Source organism: Streptomyces sp. Edi4 (assembly GCF_040253615.1).
Classification (GTDB): Bacteria; Actinomycetota; Actinomycetes; order Streptomycetales; family Streptomycetaceae; genus Streptomyces.
In genome coordinates this window covers 3279155-3294293 of record NZ_JBEJGY010000004.1, presented here as the reverse complement: position 1 = coordinate 3294293, position 15139 = coordinate 3279155, and the positions used below count along the sequence as shown (strand labels likewise).

10 protein-coding genes are annotated in these 15139 nt (G+C 73.0%); 6 read left to right on the top strand and 4 right to left on the bottom strand.

Annotated features, from left to right (window positions below; genetic code table 11):
• Nucleotides 1-41: 41 nt before the first annotated feature.
• The gene (locus ABR738_RS16950) at nucleotides 42-902 is read right to left on the bottom strand and encodes a hypothetical protein (protein WP_350230813.1); all 861 of its coding nucleotides are present in this window, start codon (nucleotides 900-902) and stop codon (nucleotides 42-44) included.
• A gap of 165 nt (nucleotides 903-1067) precedes the next feature.
• On the opposite strand from ABR738_RS16950, the gene ABR738_RS16945 reads away from it, so the two are divergent.
• A complete protein-coding gene (locus ABR738_RS16945; protein ID WP_350230811.1) occupies nucleotides 1068-2378 on the top strand; it encodes a sensor histidine kinase in 1311 nt (436 codons plus the stop codon).
• A 471-nt stretch (nucleotides 2379-2849) separates the two neighbouring features.
• On the opposite strand, the gene ABR738_RS16940 is transcribed toward ABR738_RS16945, so the two are convergent.
• Complete coding sequence (locus tag ABR738_RS16940; RefSeq protein ID WP_350230810.1) at nucleotides 2850-3338, bottom strand: SUKH-3 domain-containing protein; 489 nt, start codon at nucleotides 3336-3338, stop codon at nucleotides 2850-2852.
• 88 nt (nucleotides 3339-3426) lie between these two features.
• Nucleotides 3427-4083, bottom strand: coding sequence for a YwqJ-related putative deaminase (locus tag ABR738_RS16935; RefSeq protein WP_502964223.1), 657 nt, complete (start codon nucleotides 4081-4083; stop codon nucleotides 3427-3429).
• Nucleotides 4084-4443: 360 nt separating this feature from the next.
• Between ABR738_RS16935 and ABR738_RS16930 the strand changes: the two genes are divergently transcribed.
• From ABR738_RS16930 to ABR738_RS16910, 5 genes are all read left to right on the top strand, one after another.
• The gene (locus tag ABR738_RS16930) at nucleotides 4444-5430 is read left to right on the top strand and encodes an SMI1/KNR4 family protein (RefSeq protein ID WP_350230809.1); all 987 of its coding nucleotides are present in this window, start codon (nucleotides 4444-4446) and stop codon (nucleotides 5428-5430) included.
• Between the two features lie 8 nt (nucleotides 5431-5438).
• Complete coding sequence (locus ABR738_RS16925) at nucleotides 5439-8357, top strand: SUKH-4 family immunity protein (protein WP_350230808.1); 2919 nt, start codon at nucleotides 5439-5441, stop codon at nucleotides 8355-8357.
• A gap of 216 nt (nucleotides 8358-8573) precedes the next feature.
• Nucleotides 8574-9464, top strand: a complete 891-nt coding sequence (locus tag ABR738_RS16920) for a coiled-coil domain-containing protein (protein ID WP_350230807.1) — start codon at nucleotides 8574-8576, stop codon at nucleotides 9462-9464.
• A gap of 801 nt (nucleotides 9465-10265) precedes the next feature.
• The gene (locus ABR738_RS16915) at nucleotides 10266-11054 is read left to right on the top strand and encodes an ABC transporter ATP-binding protein (protein WP_350230806.1); all 789 of its coding nucleotides are present in this window, start codon (nucleotides 10266-10268) and stop codon (nucleotides 11052-11054) included.
• Complete coding sequence (locus ABR738_RS16910) at nucleotides 11051-13630, top strand: ABC transporter permease (RefSeq protein ID WP_350230805.1); 2580 nt, start codon at nucleotides 11051-11053, stop codon at nucleotides 13628-13630. Before ABR738_RS16915 ends, ABR738_RS16910 begins: the two co-directional genes overlap by 4 nt.
• A gap of 47 nt (nucleotides 13631-13677) precedes the next feature.
• On the opposite strand, the gene ABR738_RS16905 is transcribed toward ABR738_RS16910, so the two are convergent.
• Nucleotides 13678-15138, bottom strand: a complete 1461-nt coding sequence (locus ABR738_RS16905) for a DUF2079 domain-containing protein (RefSeq protein ID WP_502964100.1) — start codon at nucleotides 15136-15138, stop codon at nucleotides 13678-13680.
• Between the last annotated feature and the right edge of the window lies 1 nt (nucleotide 15139).

The following is a 15139-nucleotide window of genomic DNA, read 5'->3' as shown; positions in this document are numbered from 1 at the left end:
TACACCATGGGGGATTAAACCCGACTAAACCGGACATTGGGTCAGGTCGCCGGATCGGCACCCAACACTATGCCGTACCAAGTGCCCTCCATGCGACGGTAGAGGTCAGCGCTTTTGGTCACGTAGACCACCAGGCAGCCTCTGTAGCCCTCAGCCACGTTCTTTCGCGTAGTGCGCGGATTGTGCTTCTTGAGTGTGGCCCGCTGGAAAGTGGCCGGGTCGACTCCGGCCAGATCGGCCCAGAACTGCTCGGCCCCGGCGACATCCGCCGACTCGTGGATGCTGACCCGGAAGTGCATCCGCTCCCGTGGGACGCCCAGGAGCTCCAGCCAACGCAGGTACACCTTGATCATGTCGGGGTCGCTGTTGATGAAGTGCAGGCGCTCGCTGCGGCGGTAGGTCTTGTCCTTGGCCCCCTCGGCCCAGTACAGGCCGGCGCCGACGAGAAGGAGCTCCCTGTCCGAGAGCCTTCCGACCTGGTCGCTCGCGGCGGCCTTTGTCGCGCGCCGCTCATCGTCCTGGCCGGCGCGGAGCCGGGCAAGGCCCTCGTTCATGAGGGCGCGCTGCTCGGCTTCCGTATAGCGGGGCCCGGGGTTGGGAAGGTCGCGCACCCAGAGCGATATCGAACTCTTCGAGCAACCCAGCTCGACCTGGATCTGGTCGTACGTCATGCCCTGCGCGCGGAGCTCTCTGGCCCGATCGCGCAGGTCGTCCTTCGCGTTTGGGCGCTTGGTCCACTCCGGCGGAGGCTCGCCTTTCACCAGGCGGTGGAGGAGGTCGTTGTTGTCGACGTGGAGCCGGTCGCGGATCTGGCGCAGGCTGAGTCCTTCGCGGCGCAGGGCGATCGCCTGGCGGCGCAGGTCTTCGAAGTCGGCGTATTTGCCGGGTGTGGTCGATGTCATACGGACACGCTCGTCCGGAATGCGGACGTCCGGTCGAAGAATCGGTCGATTCACTACATCGTGGGATGGAGGCGGATTCCTGGCGTGTTCGAGGTGATTTCGTGCTGCCCGGGGTGAGCGAAAGCGGCAGGAAGAGCGTTCGCGGGCGCCCGTAGGCTGGGAGCCATGACCGTAACGGGGGCATACCAGGAAGCCACGGGGTTGACCTCCCGTGGCTGGTGGTGGTGGGAGCGCAGGCGCAGCGCGGTGCTGGACGTCTCGCTCGGGGTTTTCTCCGCGCTGGAGTGCGCGTTGGAGGGGGTGGGGTTCGCGGGGGACGCGGGGCTGCCGGTGCCGGCGGGGGTGGTGCTCGGTCTGGTGGCGGGGGCGTCGCTGACGCTGCGTCGGCGGTGGCCGATCGCGGTGGTGCTGGTGTCGATCGCGGTGACCCCGGCGAGCATGGGTTTTCTGTTGAGCGTGGTGGGTCTGTACACGCTGGCCGCGTCGGAGGTGCCGCGCCGGATCACGGCGGCGCTGGCGGGGATGTCGGTGGTGGGGACGTTCATCGTGACGTTCGTGCGGATGCATCACAGCGTGGCGGGGGGTGATTACGACTCGGGGCTCTGGTACGTGCCGGTGATGTCGGTGGTGATGTCGCTCGGGATATCGGGTCCGCCGTTGTTGTACGGGCTCTATATAGGGGCGCGGCGGCGGTTGATGGAGTCGCTGCGGGAGCGGGCGGATTCGCTGGAGCGGGAGTTGTCGCTGCTTGCGGACCGGGCGGAGGAGCGGGCGGAGTGGGCGCGTACGGAGGAGCGGACGCGGATCGCCCGGGAGATGCATGACGTGGTGGCGCACCGGGTGTCGTTGATGGTGGTGCACGCGGCGGCGTTGCAGGCGGTGGCGCGCAAGGATCCGGAGAAGGCGGTGAAGAACGCGGCGCTGGTGGGGGACATGGGGCGTCAGGCGTTGACGGAGTTGCGTCAGATGCTCGGGGTGCTGCGGGCGGCGGATGAGCCGAGGGCGGCGGCGCGGGTGGAGTCGGTGCCGTTGGCGGCGGTGGGGGCGGCGGCGGCCGCGGCGGCTGCGGCGGCGGAGGAGGGGCCGTGTCTGGCGGACATCGAGGCGTTGGTGGGGCAGTCCCGGGAGGCCGGGATGGTGGTGGAGCTGATGGTGCAGGGGGAGGCGCGGGGGTGTGACGCGCTGGTGGAGCAGACGGCGTACCGGGTGGTGCAGGAGGCGTTGACCAATGTGCACAAGCACGCGGCGGGCGCGAAGGTGATGGTGCGGCTCGGGTACCGGGTGGACGAGGTGGCGATGCAGGTGGAGAACGGGCCGGGGGACGGGGTCACGGCGGATGCGGGGTTGCCGAGCGGCGGGAATGGGCTGGTGGGGATGCGGGAGCGGGTCTTGGGGTTGGGTGGGGTGTTTGTGTCGGGCGTGACGGATGAGGGTGGCTTCCGCGTCTCAGCCATCCTCCCGACCGCGCCCCGCTGACCCCGGCGCCAGCCCCTGCCGGGGGCGGGGCGGGCTGAGTACGCCCATGCGGGCCGGCACCAGCCCCTGCCGGGGCCGGGGCCGGGCTGAGGATGCGCATGCGGGCCGGCGCCAGCCCTGCCGGGGCGGGCGGGCTGAGGTTGCCCATGCGGGCCGGCACGCGCTCTGTCAGGGGGCGCGGGGAACTGCGCGACCAGCCATCCGCGGTCCGCAGCCGGGGTACCTGGGGCTGCTGCGCCCCGGGCCCCGGTCGGCCTGAACGGCCTCGTCCTCAAACGCCGGACGGGCTGGGTGTGCCCGCACGGGCCAGCGCGGACTCTGCCAGGGGCGGGCGGGCTGGGTATGCCTATGCGGGCCGGCACCAACCCTGCCGGGGAGCGGGGCGGGCTGAGGTTGCCCATGCGGGCCGGCACGCGCTCTGTCAGGGGCGCGGGGAACTGCGCGACCAGCCCGGCACGCCCCCGGGCAGGGTCACGCCGGGGTGAGGCGGGTGGGCTGAGTGCCGGTGAGGAGGGTGTTGAGGGCCGCGTCGATATCGGCCCCCACATACCAGTCCCCGGTGTGGTCGAGCGCGTACACCCGCCCCACCGCGTCGATCGCGAGCACAGCCTGCTGATCCCCCTCCTCCCCCAGCGGCGCGATATCCGTGTCCAGCGCCCGCCCCAGGTCCGCCAGCGTGCGGGCGAGGTGGAGCCCCGCCAGGGGGTCGAAGCGCAGGGCGGCGGGCGCGTTGCGGCGGCCCGGACCCGGCGCGGTGAGGCGCAGCCCCCCGAACTCCGCCCACGCCTCGACGGCGGCCGGAAAGACGGTGTGGCGGTGTCCGGCGGGCGAGGTGTGGCCGCGCAGGACGTCGGCCCACGCCTCGGCCTGGCGGATGTCCCAGCGGCCGGGCTGCCAGCCGGCGGTGCGCAGGGCGGCGTCGACGGGGACGGGGAAGCGGGTGGTGGAGATGTCCGGCATCGGCCGCGGCCTTTCCGTGCGGTGGGGGCGGTGGGCGGTGTGGGGAGTTGCGGTACGGGGTGTTGCGGTGCGGGCTGTGAGGGGTTGTTTACGGCTCCACGCTGCGCACGCCGAAATGGGCGAGGAGCGCGGTGCAGGAGCGGCAGGGCGGGGCGTAGCTGCCGTGCAGCGGGTCGCCGTCCTCGCGTATGCGGCGGGCGGTGAGTTTGGCGTGCTTGAGCGCGCGGCGGGCCTCGCCGTGGGTGAGGGGTTTGCGCTGGGCGCGTTTGGAGCGTCCCGACTCGACGGCGGTCAGGTGCCGGGAGAGCAGGATGGCTTCGGGGCAGCGGCCGGTGAAGCGTTCGCGCTGGGCGCTGGTGAGGGTGTCGAGGTAGTCCTGGACGAGGGTGTGCAGGACCGGCGGCTGTTCGCCCTTGCCGGCGGTACAGGTGAGGGTTTCGCCGCGGACGGACAGCGCGGCGGCGATGGCGGGGAGGATGCCGTCGCGGCGGTGTCTGAGTAAGGGCGCGGCGGCGGTGGCCGTGGCGCTCCAGGTGAGACGCGGGTCGCCAAGCGTGAGGTGTGCGTCGCCCGGTGCGAGACGTGCGTCGCCCGGCGTGAGACGTGCGTCGCCGGGCGTGAGACGCGGGTGTCCTGGCGTCAGGCGTGCGTCGCCCGCCGCGAGACGTGCGTCGCCGGGCGTGGGACGCGGGTCGCCCGCGAGGCGTGCGTCGCCCGGTGCGTGGCGTGCGTCGCCTGGCGTCAGGCGTGCGTCGCCCGGTGCGTGGTGCGGTCCGCCCGGTGCCGGGTGTGGTCCGCCCGGCCCCCCGCTCATGGCCGGTGTCGTGGATGTTTCGCCTGGTGCGGTGTGCATGGTGCTGGTGTTCCTCCCACTGGCGACGGCTTCAGCCGCACGTGTCAGCGCCCCCGAGTCTGCGGGGACAGCCTGCCAAATGTGAGTGCTGGTACGGAAGCTGGGGCGCGATAAGCCACGTATGACGGGCGCAGGGTGATATGGGCGTGACGGTTGGTGACCGGATCGCGGGGCCGGTGGCCGCTCTTGCCGTACCGCATACTCTGGTCCCCACCAGCCGGACGCAGGAGCACGCAGCAGGGGGCAACCGCCATGACGACAGGTCGGCTCGGGCAGCACGCCGCGCCACCGAACGCGGCCTACGCCGGGCAGGTCGTGCACTTCCCGGACCCGGTACGGGCCGCCCGGCATCCCCGGGGGGTGCGGATGGACGAGAACGGTTTCCCGGTGTTCTCCCCGTACGCCAGGGTGGCGGTGGAGATCGCCGAGCCGCCCGAGGGGTTCGGGGTGGACGAGCTCCGGCTGACCGACTACGTGTCGGCGAACGCGGCGCTCGCCGCGGCGGGCCACGAGCTGTGGGACACGGTGCCGGCGGTGGCGACCCCGCACGGCTGGACGTGGCACCACGTGGCCGGCGGCCGCCGTCTCGAACTGGTTCCGGTAGAAGTGAAGGCGCTGCTGCGGCACTACGGCGGTCTGGCGACGGCGCGGGTCGAGCACGACAAGCGCGGTACGCGTCCGTTGCAGGAGACGCGGCCGGCGCACTTCGGTCTGCCGAAGGGTTCGGTGGCGGTGTCGGAGTCCCAACTCCTCGGCGTCGAGGAGGACTTGGGGTACCGGCTGCCGGGTGCCTACCGGTCGTTCCTGAAGGCGGCGGGTGGCTGTGCTCCGGTGGGCGCGGCGCTCGACGCGGAGCTGGGTCTCCTGGTGGACCAGCCGTTCTTCACGGTCCGTGAGGAGGCGGCGGTCAATGACCTGGTGTACGTCAACAAGTGTCTGCGGGACCACCTGACGAAGGACTATCTGAGCGTGGCGTTCGCGCAGGGTGGGATCCTGGCGGTGAAGGTGCGTGGTTCCGGGGTCGGTTCGGTGTGGTTCTGCCCGTACGACGACGCGCGTGACCAGGACGGCCTGAGCGTGCACGAGCGGGTGGAGCGGCTGCTGCTGCCCTGCGGTGACGATTTCGACGCGTTCCTCGCCCGGCTCGCGGGCAATCCCCCGGAGCTGGAGACCGTGGCGAACCTGATGGTGGACGGCGGATTCGTGCGCGTCGTCGAGACGACCTCGGTAGGGGAGTGAGCCGGCCGATGGTGACTTTCGCTCAGGCGCAGGAGCGCGCGGAAGAGTGGATCAATGGCGATGTGCCCGCGTATCAGCACCGTGAGGTGCGGGTGCGGGAGTTCGAGCTGGGTTTCGTGGTGTGGGCCGAGGACCGCGAGAACGGGCCCGCGGTCGATGGCGGCGCGCAGCGTCTGGTGATCGCGCGGGACAGCGGCGACGCGTCGTTGTGGCCCGCGTTGCCGGTGGGTGAGGTGATCCGCCGGTACGAGGAGGAGTACGGGGTGCCCGAGGCCGCGCCGGCCGCGTCGCCCGAGCCGCCGGCCCGGATCGACCTGAACCAGACGTCGTTCCTGCTGAGTCCGCCCGAGTGGTTGCAGGACGCGGCGGACCGGATGGGGATTCCCGACCGGCGGGGAGAGAGTGCGAGTGCGCGTGCCTCCGACGTTGACGGTGGCGTCGGTGTTGGTGCTGGTGCTGGTGCTGGCGGCGGTGGTGGTTCGCGTACGGGGTCACCGGCTTCCGCCGAACCCGTGGGAGCCGCCGGACCCGTGAGCCCCGCCGAGCCCGTGGCGCCGGCGTGGCCGGCCGCCGGGGGCGCCGGGCGGGACCAGGACGCGGACGGGGGTACGCCCTGGGCGGGCACGGATACCAACGCGGGGTCGGACGACGGCTCGGTGCCGCTGCCCGCGACGGTGTTCGCGCCCGCGCTCTCGGGTTCGGACGATGAGCAGACGCCGCCGAAGGTGATGCCCGAGGCGAAGACGGCGCTGATGCCGGGGGGCAGCCGGCTTCCCCCGACGGCGCTCGCGCCCGCGTACGACCCGCAGGGCACGTCGGCGCCGGAGGCGCGGCCGCCGGGCGGTCCTGGGGCGGACGCGCGAACGCCGGGTGCACCGGTGCCGGACGCGGGCATGCCGGGTGCGCAGGCGCCGGGTGCGCCGGTGTCGGGTGGGTCCGGGTTGGATGCGCGGCTGCCGGACGCGGGCATGCCGGGCGCGCCAACTCCGGGTGCGCCGACGCCGGGTGGGTCCGGGCTGGATGCGTGGGTGCCGGGTGCGTCGGCGCCCGGAGGTCGCACGCCCGGGGGGCCCATCTCCCACGGCGCGCCTGACGCCGCGTCAGGTCACGCGTCCTCGGGCGCGGAGGACATCGCGGACGCCGCGACCAGTAAGGCATCCGGTCCGCCGCCGGGTGCGCGGGCCGCGCGGGGCGCGGGTTCGGTGACACCGCCGCCGCCGGGCGCGCCGGGGACCCCGGGTGCCCGGCCAGGCGTGCCGACGGCCGGTCCGGTGCCGGGCCCCACTCCGCCGCCGGGTGCGGTGCCCGCGGGGGCGACGCCGCCTGCGGGTGCGTCCTTGGGCGGTTATCTGCCCACGCAGCTGGTGTCGCAGCTGGGTCCTGACGGGCCCCAGCCCCCCGGCGCGCCGACGCCACCGCCCGCGCGGGGCGATGTGCATCAGGCCGCGACGATGTTCGCGGACCCGAGTCAGGGCGGTCAGGTCCGCCTTGGCCCGCCGGTGCCGCCGGGCCCACCCGGTGCGCCCGGCGCCCCGGGGGCGCCTATGCCTCCGCGTGCCCCTGGTGCTCCTGGTGCTCCTGGTGCGCCCATGCCGCCCGGAACGCCCGGGGTGGCGCCCGGCGCCGTGCATCAGGCCGCGACGATGTTCGCCGACCCGAGCCAGGGCGGTCAGGTCCGCCTTGGCCCGCCGGTGCCGCCGGGCCCACCCGGTGCGCCCGGCGCTCCGACACCGCCCGGTCCGCCCGGTGCGTCGCCCGCCGGTCCCGGTGCGCCGCCCGGTGGGGTGCACCAGGCGGCGACGATGCTGGCGGGGCCCGCGCAGATGGGTCCCGGTGGCGCCGTGCCGCAGCCGCCCGGGCCGCCCGGTATGCCGCCGGGTGGCGCCGTGCCGCAGCCGCCGCCCGCGTACGGCTATCCCCAGCAGCCCCCGGCAGGACTGCCGACGGTGGGCCCCGGCTACCAGGCGGTGCTGCGCTACCGCGCGCCCGACGGGTCCGAGCAGCAGCTCATCCGGCGTTCGGCGCCGGGCATTCCGCATCCGGAGTGGCAGATCTTCCACGAGCTGCGGGCGATGAACGTGCCCGCCGACCACGTGCTGGAGCTGCACACGGAGCTGGAGTCGTGCGAGCTGCCGGGCGGTTACTGCGCGCGGATGATCCGTGAGCAGTGGCCGCAGGTGCGGATCACGCATGTGGCCCCGTACGGCAAGGACCACGGCTCGCGCCGTCAGGGTGTGCGGCATCTGCTCACGCACCAGGGCGAGTTGGCGCAGGTCGCGGACGGCCCGGCGAGGCCGCAGCCGGTGCGGGCGCCGATTCCGGCCGTGCAGCCGGTGCCGCCGCTGCCGCCGGAGGGCGTGGCGCACGAGCTGGCCGGCGCGTTCGGGCCGCAGGGCGTGTTCCGCTTCGACCAGCGCGCGGTCTCGCGCCAGGGTGTGCCGGAGGTCGTGGCGGTCACGCTCGTGTGGGCGGGGCTTCCGGTGGACTTCGGGCCGTTCTTCTGGGCGCAGGCCGCGCCCGGGCAGCCGGTGCCCACGCTGGCGGAACTCGCGCAGCAGCGCGGCGTGCAGCCGGCCGCCGACGCGGGCTCGTACCTGGTGATGGGCTCCGACTTCGGGCGGGCGATCTGTGTCCAGTACGGGACCGCGAACATCGTGGCCGTGCCGGTGGAGGCGGGGCCTTCGGCGGGTGGGCACGCCCAGTCGGTGCCGCCGCAGTTCGTGAACTCGGGGCTGCCGGAGTTCGTACGCTCCCTCGCGCTGCTCGGCCGGATGTGGCGGCTGCGGTTCGGGCTCAACCCGGAGCAGGCGGGCCGCTGGACGGTCGACTTCCAGGCGCAGCTGGCGGCGCTCGACCCGGCGGCGCTTGCGTCGCCGGAGAGCTGGTGGTCGGTGCTGCTTGAGCAGATGTGGGACGGGCTGCTCTAGGCGCGGCCCTCGTCGTGCCGTGGCGCTCACCGTGCGGGTCGCGGTGGGCGCCTCGGCAGTTCTGCCTCCGAAGCTCCCAAGCTCCGAAGCTCCGAAGCCTCCGGCTGCCGACTTCTGTCCTGGATTGGCGCATCCTTGAACGGGCGATGTGCACACGTGTCGTCACATGGGCACTTCACTCCGGTTTCACTTGGCGCGGGAGAGAGGGCTTGAGGGATGAGCGCAGCATCGGTGCCGCCGTCGGGGCGGCCGTTCGGGACCGGCAGGGGCCGGGGCTACCGTCCCGAGCAGGTCGACTCCGCCGTGGCCCGGCTCGCGCGGGAGGGGCGGGCGGCCCGGGAGGAGGAGGCCCGGCTCGTCGCCCTCGCGGCGGAGCTCGAGGAGGACGTCGCGCGGCTGCGTGCGCGGGTGGCCGGGCTCGCGCCGCAGACGTACGAGACGCTGGGCGGGCGCGCCGGGGCGCTGTTCGCGCTGTCCGTGGAGGAGGCGGACGCGGTGCGGGCCTCGGCGCGGGAGGCGGCGGCGGAGCGGGGGCGCGCGGCCGAGGAGGCGGGCCGCGCGGTCAAGGACGCGGCGCGGGCGCACAGCGAGGCGGTGCTCGCGGACGCGGAGGAGTGGGTGGAGCGCAGGCTGCTCGCGGCCCGTACGGAGGCGGACGAACTGCGGGGCGCGGCTCGTGCCGAGGCGGATGCGCTGCGCGAGGAGGCGGCGGACGGGCTGGCCTCGACGCGTCGGCGTTGCGCGGCGCGGCTGGCGGACCTGGACCGGGAGCAGGCCGGGGCGCGGGAGGCGGACGAGCGCGAACGGGCGCTGCGCGAGGGCGAGTTGGATGCGCGCCTCGCCGGCCTGACGCGTGCGGCCGAGGCGGCGCTGGCCGAGGCGCGGCGCGGGTTCGCGGAGGCCGAGGAGGGCGCCCGCAGCGCCGAGGAGGCGGCGCAGGCGCGGGCGGCGGGCCTGCTGGCGCAGGCGCGGGCCGCCGAGGAGCGGGTCGTGGCGGACACGGATCGGGTGGTACGCGATGACGACGCGGCGCGTGAGCGTTTGCGGGCCCACATGGACCACATCCGAACCGCGCTGTCCACGCTGACGGGTCACCAGCGCCCCTGACCAACCCGGCCCGCCAGGGGCGCGGGGAACTGCGCGCCCAGCCCCGCACGGTCGGCAGCCGGGGTCCCTGGGGCTCCGCCCCAGACCCCGTTCGCCCTGAACGGCCTCGTCCTCAATCGCCGGACGGGCTGGGTATGCCCGTGCTGGCCAGCGCCAAGTGGTCAGGGGCGCGGGGAACTGCGCGCCCAGCCACGCACGGTCGGCAGCCGGGGTCCCTGGGGCTCCGCCCCAGACCCCGTTCGCCCTGAACGGCCTCGTCCTCAATCGCCGGACGGGCTGGGTATGCCCGTGCTGGCCAGCGCCAAGTGGTCAGGGGCGCGGGGAACTGCGCGCCCAGCCACGCACGGTCCGCAGCCGGGGTCCCTGGGGCTCCGCCCCAGACCCCGTTCGCGCTGAAGGCGCTCGTCCTCAAACGCCGGACGGGCTGAGGTTGCCGGTGTGGGCCAGCACGAATCCCGCCAGGGGCGCGGGGAACTGCGCGACCAGCCGTGTGCCGGGCGCGGCCGGAACGTAACTCTCCACTCCGCGAAGCCAAGGGGTCTCCTCCCTGCGGGGTGGGCCCAGGGGTGGAGACCCCTAGGGGGTGGGCCCTACTTCGGGGCGGGGGGCGTTCGTCCCGGCGGAGGACGCCCCGCCCCCCACTCCCTCCTTACCTTGGACTTACGTCGTGACGCGGGGTCACGGGGGTGGGGAAAACCCCACCGTGAAGACTGCGCCGGGCACCAGGGCGTGAAGCGCAACCCTGGCGGACACTCAAGGCGTACGTCGGCGACTGGCTGAAATTGACCTAGGAGAACTACCGTGACAACCGCTGTGACCATTCCCAGGCACGGGGACACCGGAGGGCGTGCGACGGTCGCGGCTCGGGCGCGCCAGGTCGTGAAGGCGTACGGGTCGGGGGAGACCCGGGTCGTGGCGCTCGACCACGTCGACGTCGACATAGCCCGGGGCCGGTTCACCGCGATCATGGGCCCGTCGGGTTCCGGCAAGTCCACGCTGATGCACTGCCTGGCCGGCCTGGACACGGTGACGGGTGGCCAGATCCATCTGGACGAGACCGAGATCACCGGCCTCAAGGACAAGAAGCTCACGCAGCTGCGCCGGGACCGGATCGGGTTCATCTTCCAGGCGTTCAACCTGCTGCCGACGCTGAACGCGCTGGAGAACATCACGCTGCCGATGGACATCGCGGGCCGCAAGCCCGACGCCCAGTGGCTGGAGCGCGTGGTGGAGACGGTGGGCCTGGCCGGGCGGCTCAAGCACCGGCCGACCCAGCTCTCCGGCGGCCAGCAGCAGCGGGTCGCCGTGGCGCGGGCACTGGCGGCCAGGCCGGAGATCATCTTCGGTGACGAGCCGACCGGAAACCTGGACTCGCGGGCCGGCGCCGAAGTGCTCGGCTTTCTGCGCCAGTCCGTCGACGAGCTGGGCCAGACCATCGTGATGGTCACCCACGACCCGGTGGCCGCCTCCTACGCCGACCGCGTGCTCTACCTGGCCGACGGCCGCATCGTCGACGAGATGCTGCGCCCGACGGCTGAGGCGGTCCTGGACCGCATGAAGGACTTCGACGCGCGGGGGCGTACGTCATGACCGTGCTCAAGACCTCGATGCGCAACTTCCTCGCGCACAAGGGACGGATGGCGCTCTCGGCCGTCGCGGTCCTGCTGTCGGTGGCGTTCGTGTGCGGCACGCTCGTCTTCACCGACACCATGAACACCACCTTCGACAAGCTGTTCGCGGCGACCGCGTCCGACGTCACGGTCAGCCCCAAGTCCGCCGACGACAAGCAGGACGACGGGTCGCGGACCGGCAAGCCCGACGCGCTGCCCGCCTCCCTGGTCGAGCGGATCGCCAAGGCGCCCGGCGTGGGCACGGCCGAGGGCGGGGTGAGCAGCCCCAGCGTCACCGTCGTCAACGGCAAGAACGAGAACATGGGCGCCAGCACCGGCGCCCCCACCATCGCGGGCAACTGGACCGACAACGACCTCAAGGCGATGGAGATCTCCTCCGGCCGTGCCCCGCGCGGGCCGACGGAGATGATGATCGACGCCGACACCGCCGACAAGCACCATCTGAAGATCGGTGACGAGCTGCGCACCATCGCAGTCACCGGCGACTTCACCGCGAAGATCACCGGCATCGCCACCTTCAAGGTGACCAACCCCGGCGCGGCCATCGTCTACTTCGACACCGCCACCGCGCAGCGCGAACTGCTGGGCGGTACCGGGAAGTTCACCCAGATCAACGTGACCGCCGCGAGCGGGGTGAGCGACACGCGCCTCAAGCAGGACGTGGCGGCCGCGCTCGGTTCGGACACGTACAAGCTCCAGACGGCGAAGGAAGCCGCCGACGCCAACCGTTCCAGCGTCGGCTCGTTCCTGGACGTGATGAAGTACGCGATGCTCGGCTTCGCCGGTATCGCCCTCCTCGTCGGCATCTTCCTGATCATCAACACGTTCTCGATGCTGGTCGCCCAGCGCACCCGGGAGATCGGCCTGATGCGCGCCATCGGGTCGAGCCGCAAGCAGGTCAACCGCTCGGTGCTCGTCGAGGCTTTCCTGCTCGGCGTGTTCGGTTCGGTCCTCGGTGTGGCGGCGGGCGTGGGTCTGGCCGTCGGCCTGATGAAGCTGATGGGCTCCATGGGGATGGAGCTGTCCACCAGTGACCTCACCGTCAAGTGGACGACGCCCGTGATCGGCCTTGTCCTGGGGGTCGTGGTGACCGTGGTCGCCGCGTATGTGCCGGCCCGGCGGGCCGGGAAGATCTCGCCGATGGCCGCCCTGCGGGACGCCGGCACCCCCGCCGACGGCAGGGCCGGCGCGATCCGCGCCGGCATCGGTCTGGTCCTGACGGGCGCGGGCGTGGCCGCCCTGCTCGCCTCGGCCAACGCCGCCAAGGCGTCGTCGGGTTCGGCCCTGCTCGGGCTCGGCGTCGTCCTCACCCTGATCGGCTTCGTCGTGATCGGCCCGCTGCTCGCGGGCGGCGTGGTGCGGGTGATCAGCGCGCTGGTGCTGCGGATGTTTGGTCCGGTGGGCCGGATGGCCGAGCGCAACGCGCTGCGCAACCCCCGGCGTACGGGAGCGACGGGCGCGGCCCTGATGATCGGCCTGGCCCTGGTGGCCTGTCTGTCGGTGGTGGGCTCCTCGATGGTCGCATCGGCCACCGATGAGCTCGACAAGTCGGTCGGCGCGGACTTCGTCGTGTCCTCCGGCTCCGGGCAGCCCATCGTGCCGCAGGCCGCCCAGGCGCTGGAGAAGACCCCGGGCATCGAGCACGTCACCCACTACCGGCCGGTGGCCGCCAAGCTGACCGCGCCGAACGGCTCGTCCGAGAACACCCAGGTCACCGCCGCCGACCCGACCTACCCGCAGGACCTGCGGCGTACGACCGTCGCGGGCGACCTGACGGCGGCGTACGGCCCGAACGCCATGTCGGTCGGTGACACCTACGCCACGGCGCACGGCGTCAAGGTCGGCGACGAGATGACCGTCGCCTTCAAGGGCGGCAGGACCGCGAAGCTGAAGGTCGCGGCCATCACCTCGGACGACACCAGCGTCGACAAGGGCGTGATGTACACGAGCATCACGACCGCCGCGCGGTACGTGCCGGCCGACGCGATGCCCAAGGACCAGCTGATGTTCGCCAAGGCCAAGGACGGCAAGGCCAAGGACGCCTACGCCGCCCTGAAGGAGTCGCTGAAGGCCTATCCGCAGTACAAGGTGCAGAACCAGGCCGACTTCAAGCAGAACCTGAAGGACCAGATCGGCCAGCTCCTGAACATCGTGTACGGGCTGCTCGCGCTCGCCATCATCGTGGCGGTGCTCGGTGTCGTGAACACCCTGGCCCTGTCGGTGGTCGAGCGGACCAGGGAGATCGGCCTGATGCGCGCGATCGGTCTGTCGCGCCGCCAGCTGCGCCGGATGATCCGCCTGGAGTCGGTGGTGATCGCCCTGTTCGGCGCGATCCTCGGCCTCGGGCTCGGCATGGGCTGGGGCACCACGGCGCAGAAGCTGCTCGCCCTGGAGGGCATGGGCATCCTGGAGATCCCCTGGCCGACCATCCTCACCGTGTTCGTGGCCTCGGCGTTCGTGGGTCTGTTCGCCGCGCTGGTACCGGCGTTCAGGGCCGGCCGGATGAACGTCCTGAACGCGATCGCGACGGACTAGCCGGCACACGGGGGCGGGCCGGTACGGGACGGGGGTCCGTGCCGGCCTCACCCCTGGAGGCGCAGCACCACGTAACCCCCTGCCACCCCGGCGACCGTGTAGCGGGCGCCGGGGTGCAGGGCCGCGGCGTACTCGACGGGGTCGCCCGCCCAGCCGTCGGTGTTGTTGATCGCGATGTAGGACGGTGTCACCGGACGCGCGCCGCCCACCCAGAAGACCCGGCAGCGCGATGTGAGCCGGGCGATCGGGTCGATGTCCGCCTCCACCGTCGCCCCGTCCGGGATCCGCGCGAACAGGGCCTCGGCGGCGCTCACTTGGGGGCTCCTGCGGTACGTCGCCGGTTCGGTGAGGGCGGCGAGCGGCATCGAGGGGGTGAGCGCGAGGGCGGCGACGGCTGCGCACAGCGGCAGCCTCGGCGCGTACGCGCGCAGCCAGGCGTGGGGGCTGTGGCGCGCGGTGGCCACGGCGTCGGCGAGGGCGAGCATGACGATGGGCATGAGGACGGCGCTGTAGTGCCAGTCCGTGGACCAGTAGTGGTCGTCGGAGGACAGGAAGCGCCAGGCCAGGGTGGGCAGGGCGGCCAGCAGCAGCGGGGAGCGCAGGGCGAGCAGACCGGTGGTCGGGAGCAGGATCCAGGTCAGGGTGCGCAGCTTGAGGTGCCAGGCCGTCCACGGTCCCGCCGCGTCCTTGCCGCCCACCTTGCTCCAGTAGTCGTAGCCGCCGGTGGTGTTGAAGGCGGGGATGACGGCGGTGAGGGTGACCAGGGTGGCCACCGCGCCGAACGCGGCCACGGCCAGCGCCCACCGCATGGCCACCGGCGAGACGCGCCGGGCCCGGACGGCCACGACGACGGCGAGCGCGGCGGTGGTCAGGCCGAGGTCCTCCTTCACCAGGACCAGGGGCAGCGCGTACAGCAGGGCCGCCCGCCACCGGGCGCGCACCACCGCCTCCAGGCTGAAGGCGATCAGCGGGACGGCGAAGCAGATCTCGTGGAAGTCGAAGTCGGCGGCGCGCTGGATCCCCCACGACAGCCCGTACGCGACCCCGACCGCGAGCCCCGGGCCGCGCCCGAGGAGCCGGGCCGAGGCACGGGTCACCGGGACGGCTGCCAGCGCGAACAGGGCGGCCTGGGCGACGAGCAGGGTGACGGGGGTGGGGAAGAGCCGGTAGAAGGGGGCGAGCAGGGCGGTCACCGGGCTGAAGTGATCACCGAGGATGTTGGTGCCCGGGCCCTTCAGGTCGGCGATCGGCGCCTGGAGGTGGGCGTAGGCGCGGACGACCTGCTCGAAGATCCCGAGGTCCCAGGAGCGGGTCTCCATGCGCCGGTAGCGCTCCACCGCGAGGGTGGTGTACGCGGCGAACAGGGCGGCGGCGAGCAGATAAGGATCGGCTGCCCGCCGCGGGAGTATTCGCCGCCAGGGGTTTTCGGGTGGCCGCTGTTCGCCGGGCGCGCGGGACGGCCCGGGGGCGGTCCTGGCGCCGGGCAGCTTGAGGAGGACTCCGGACACG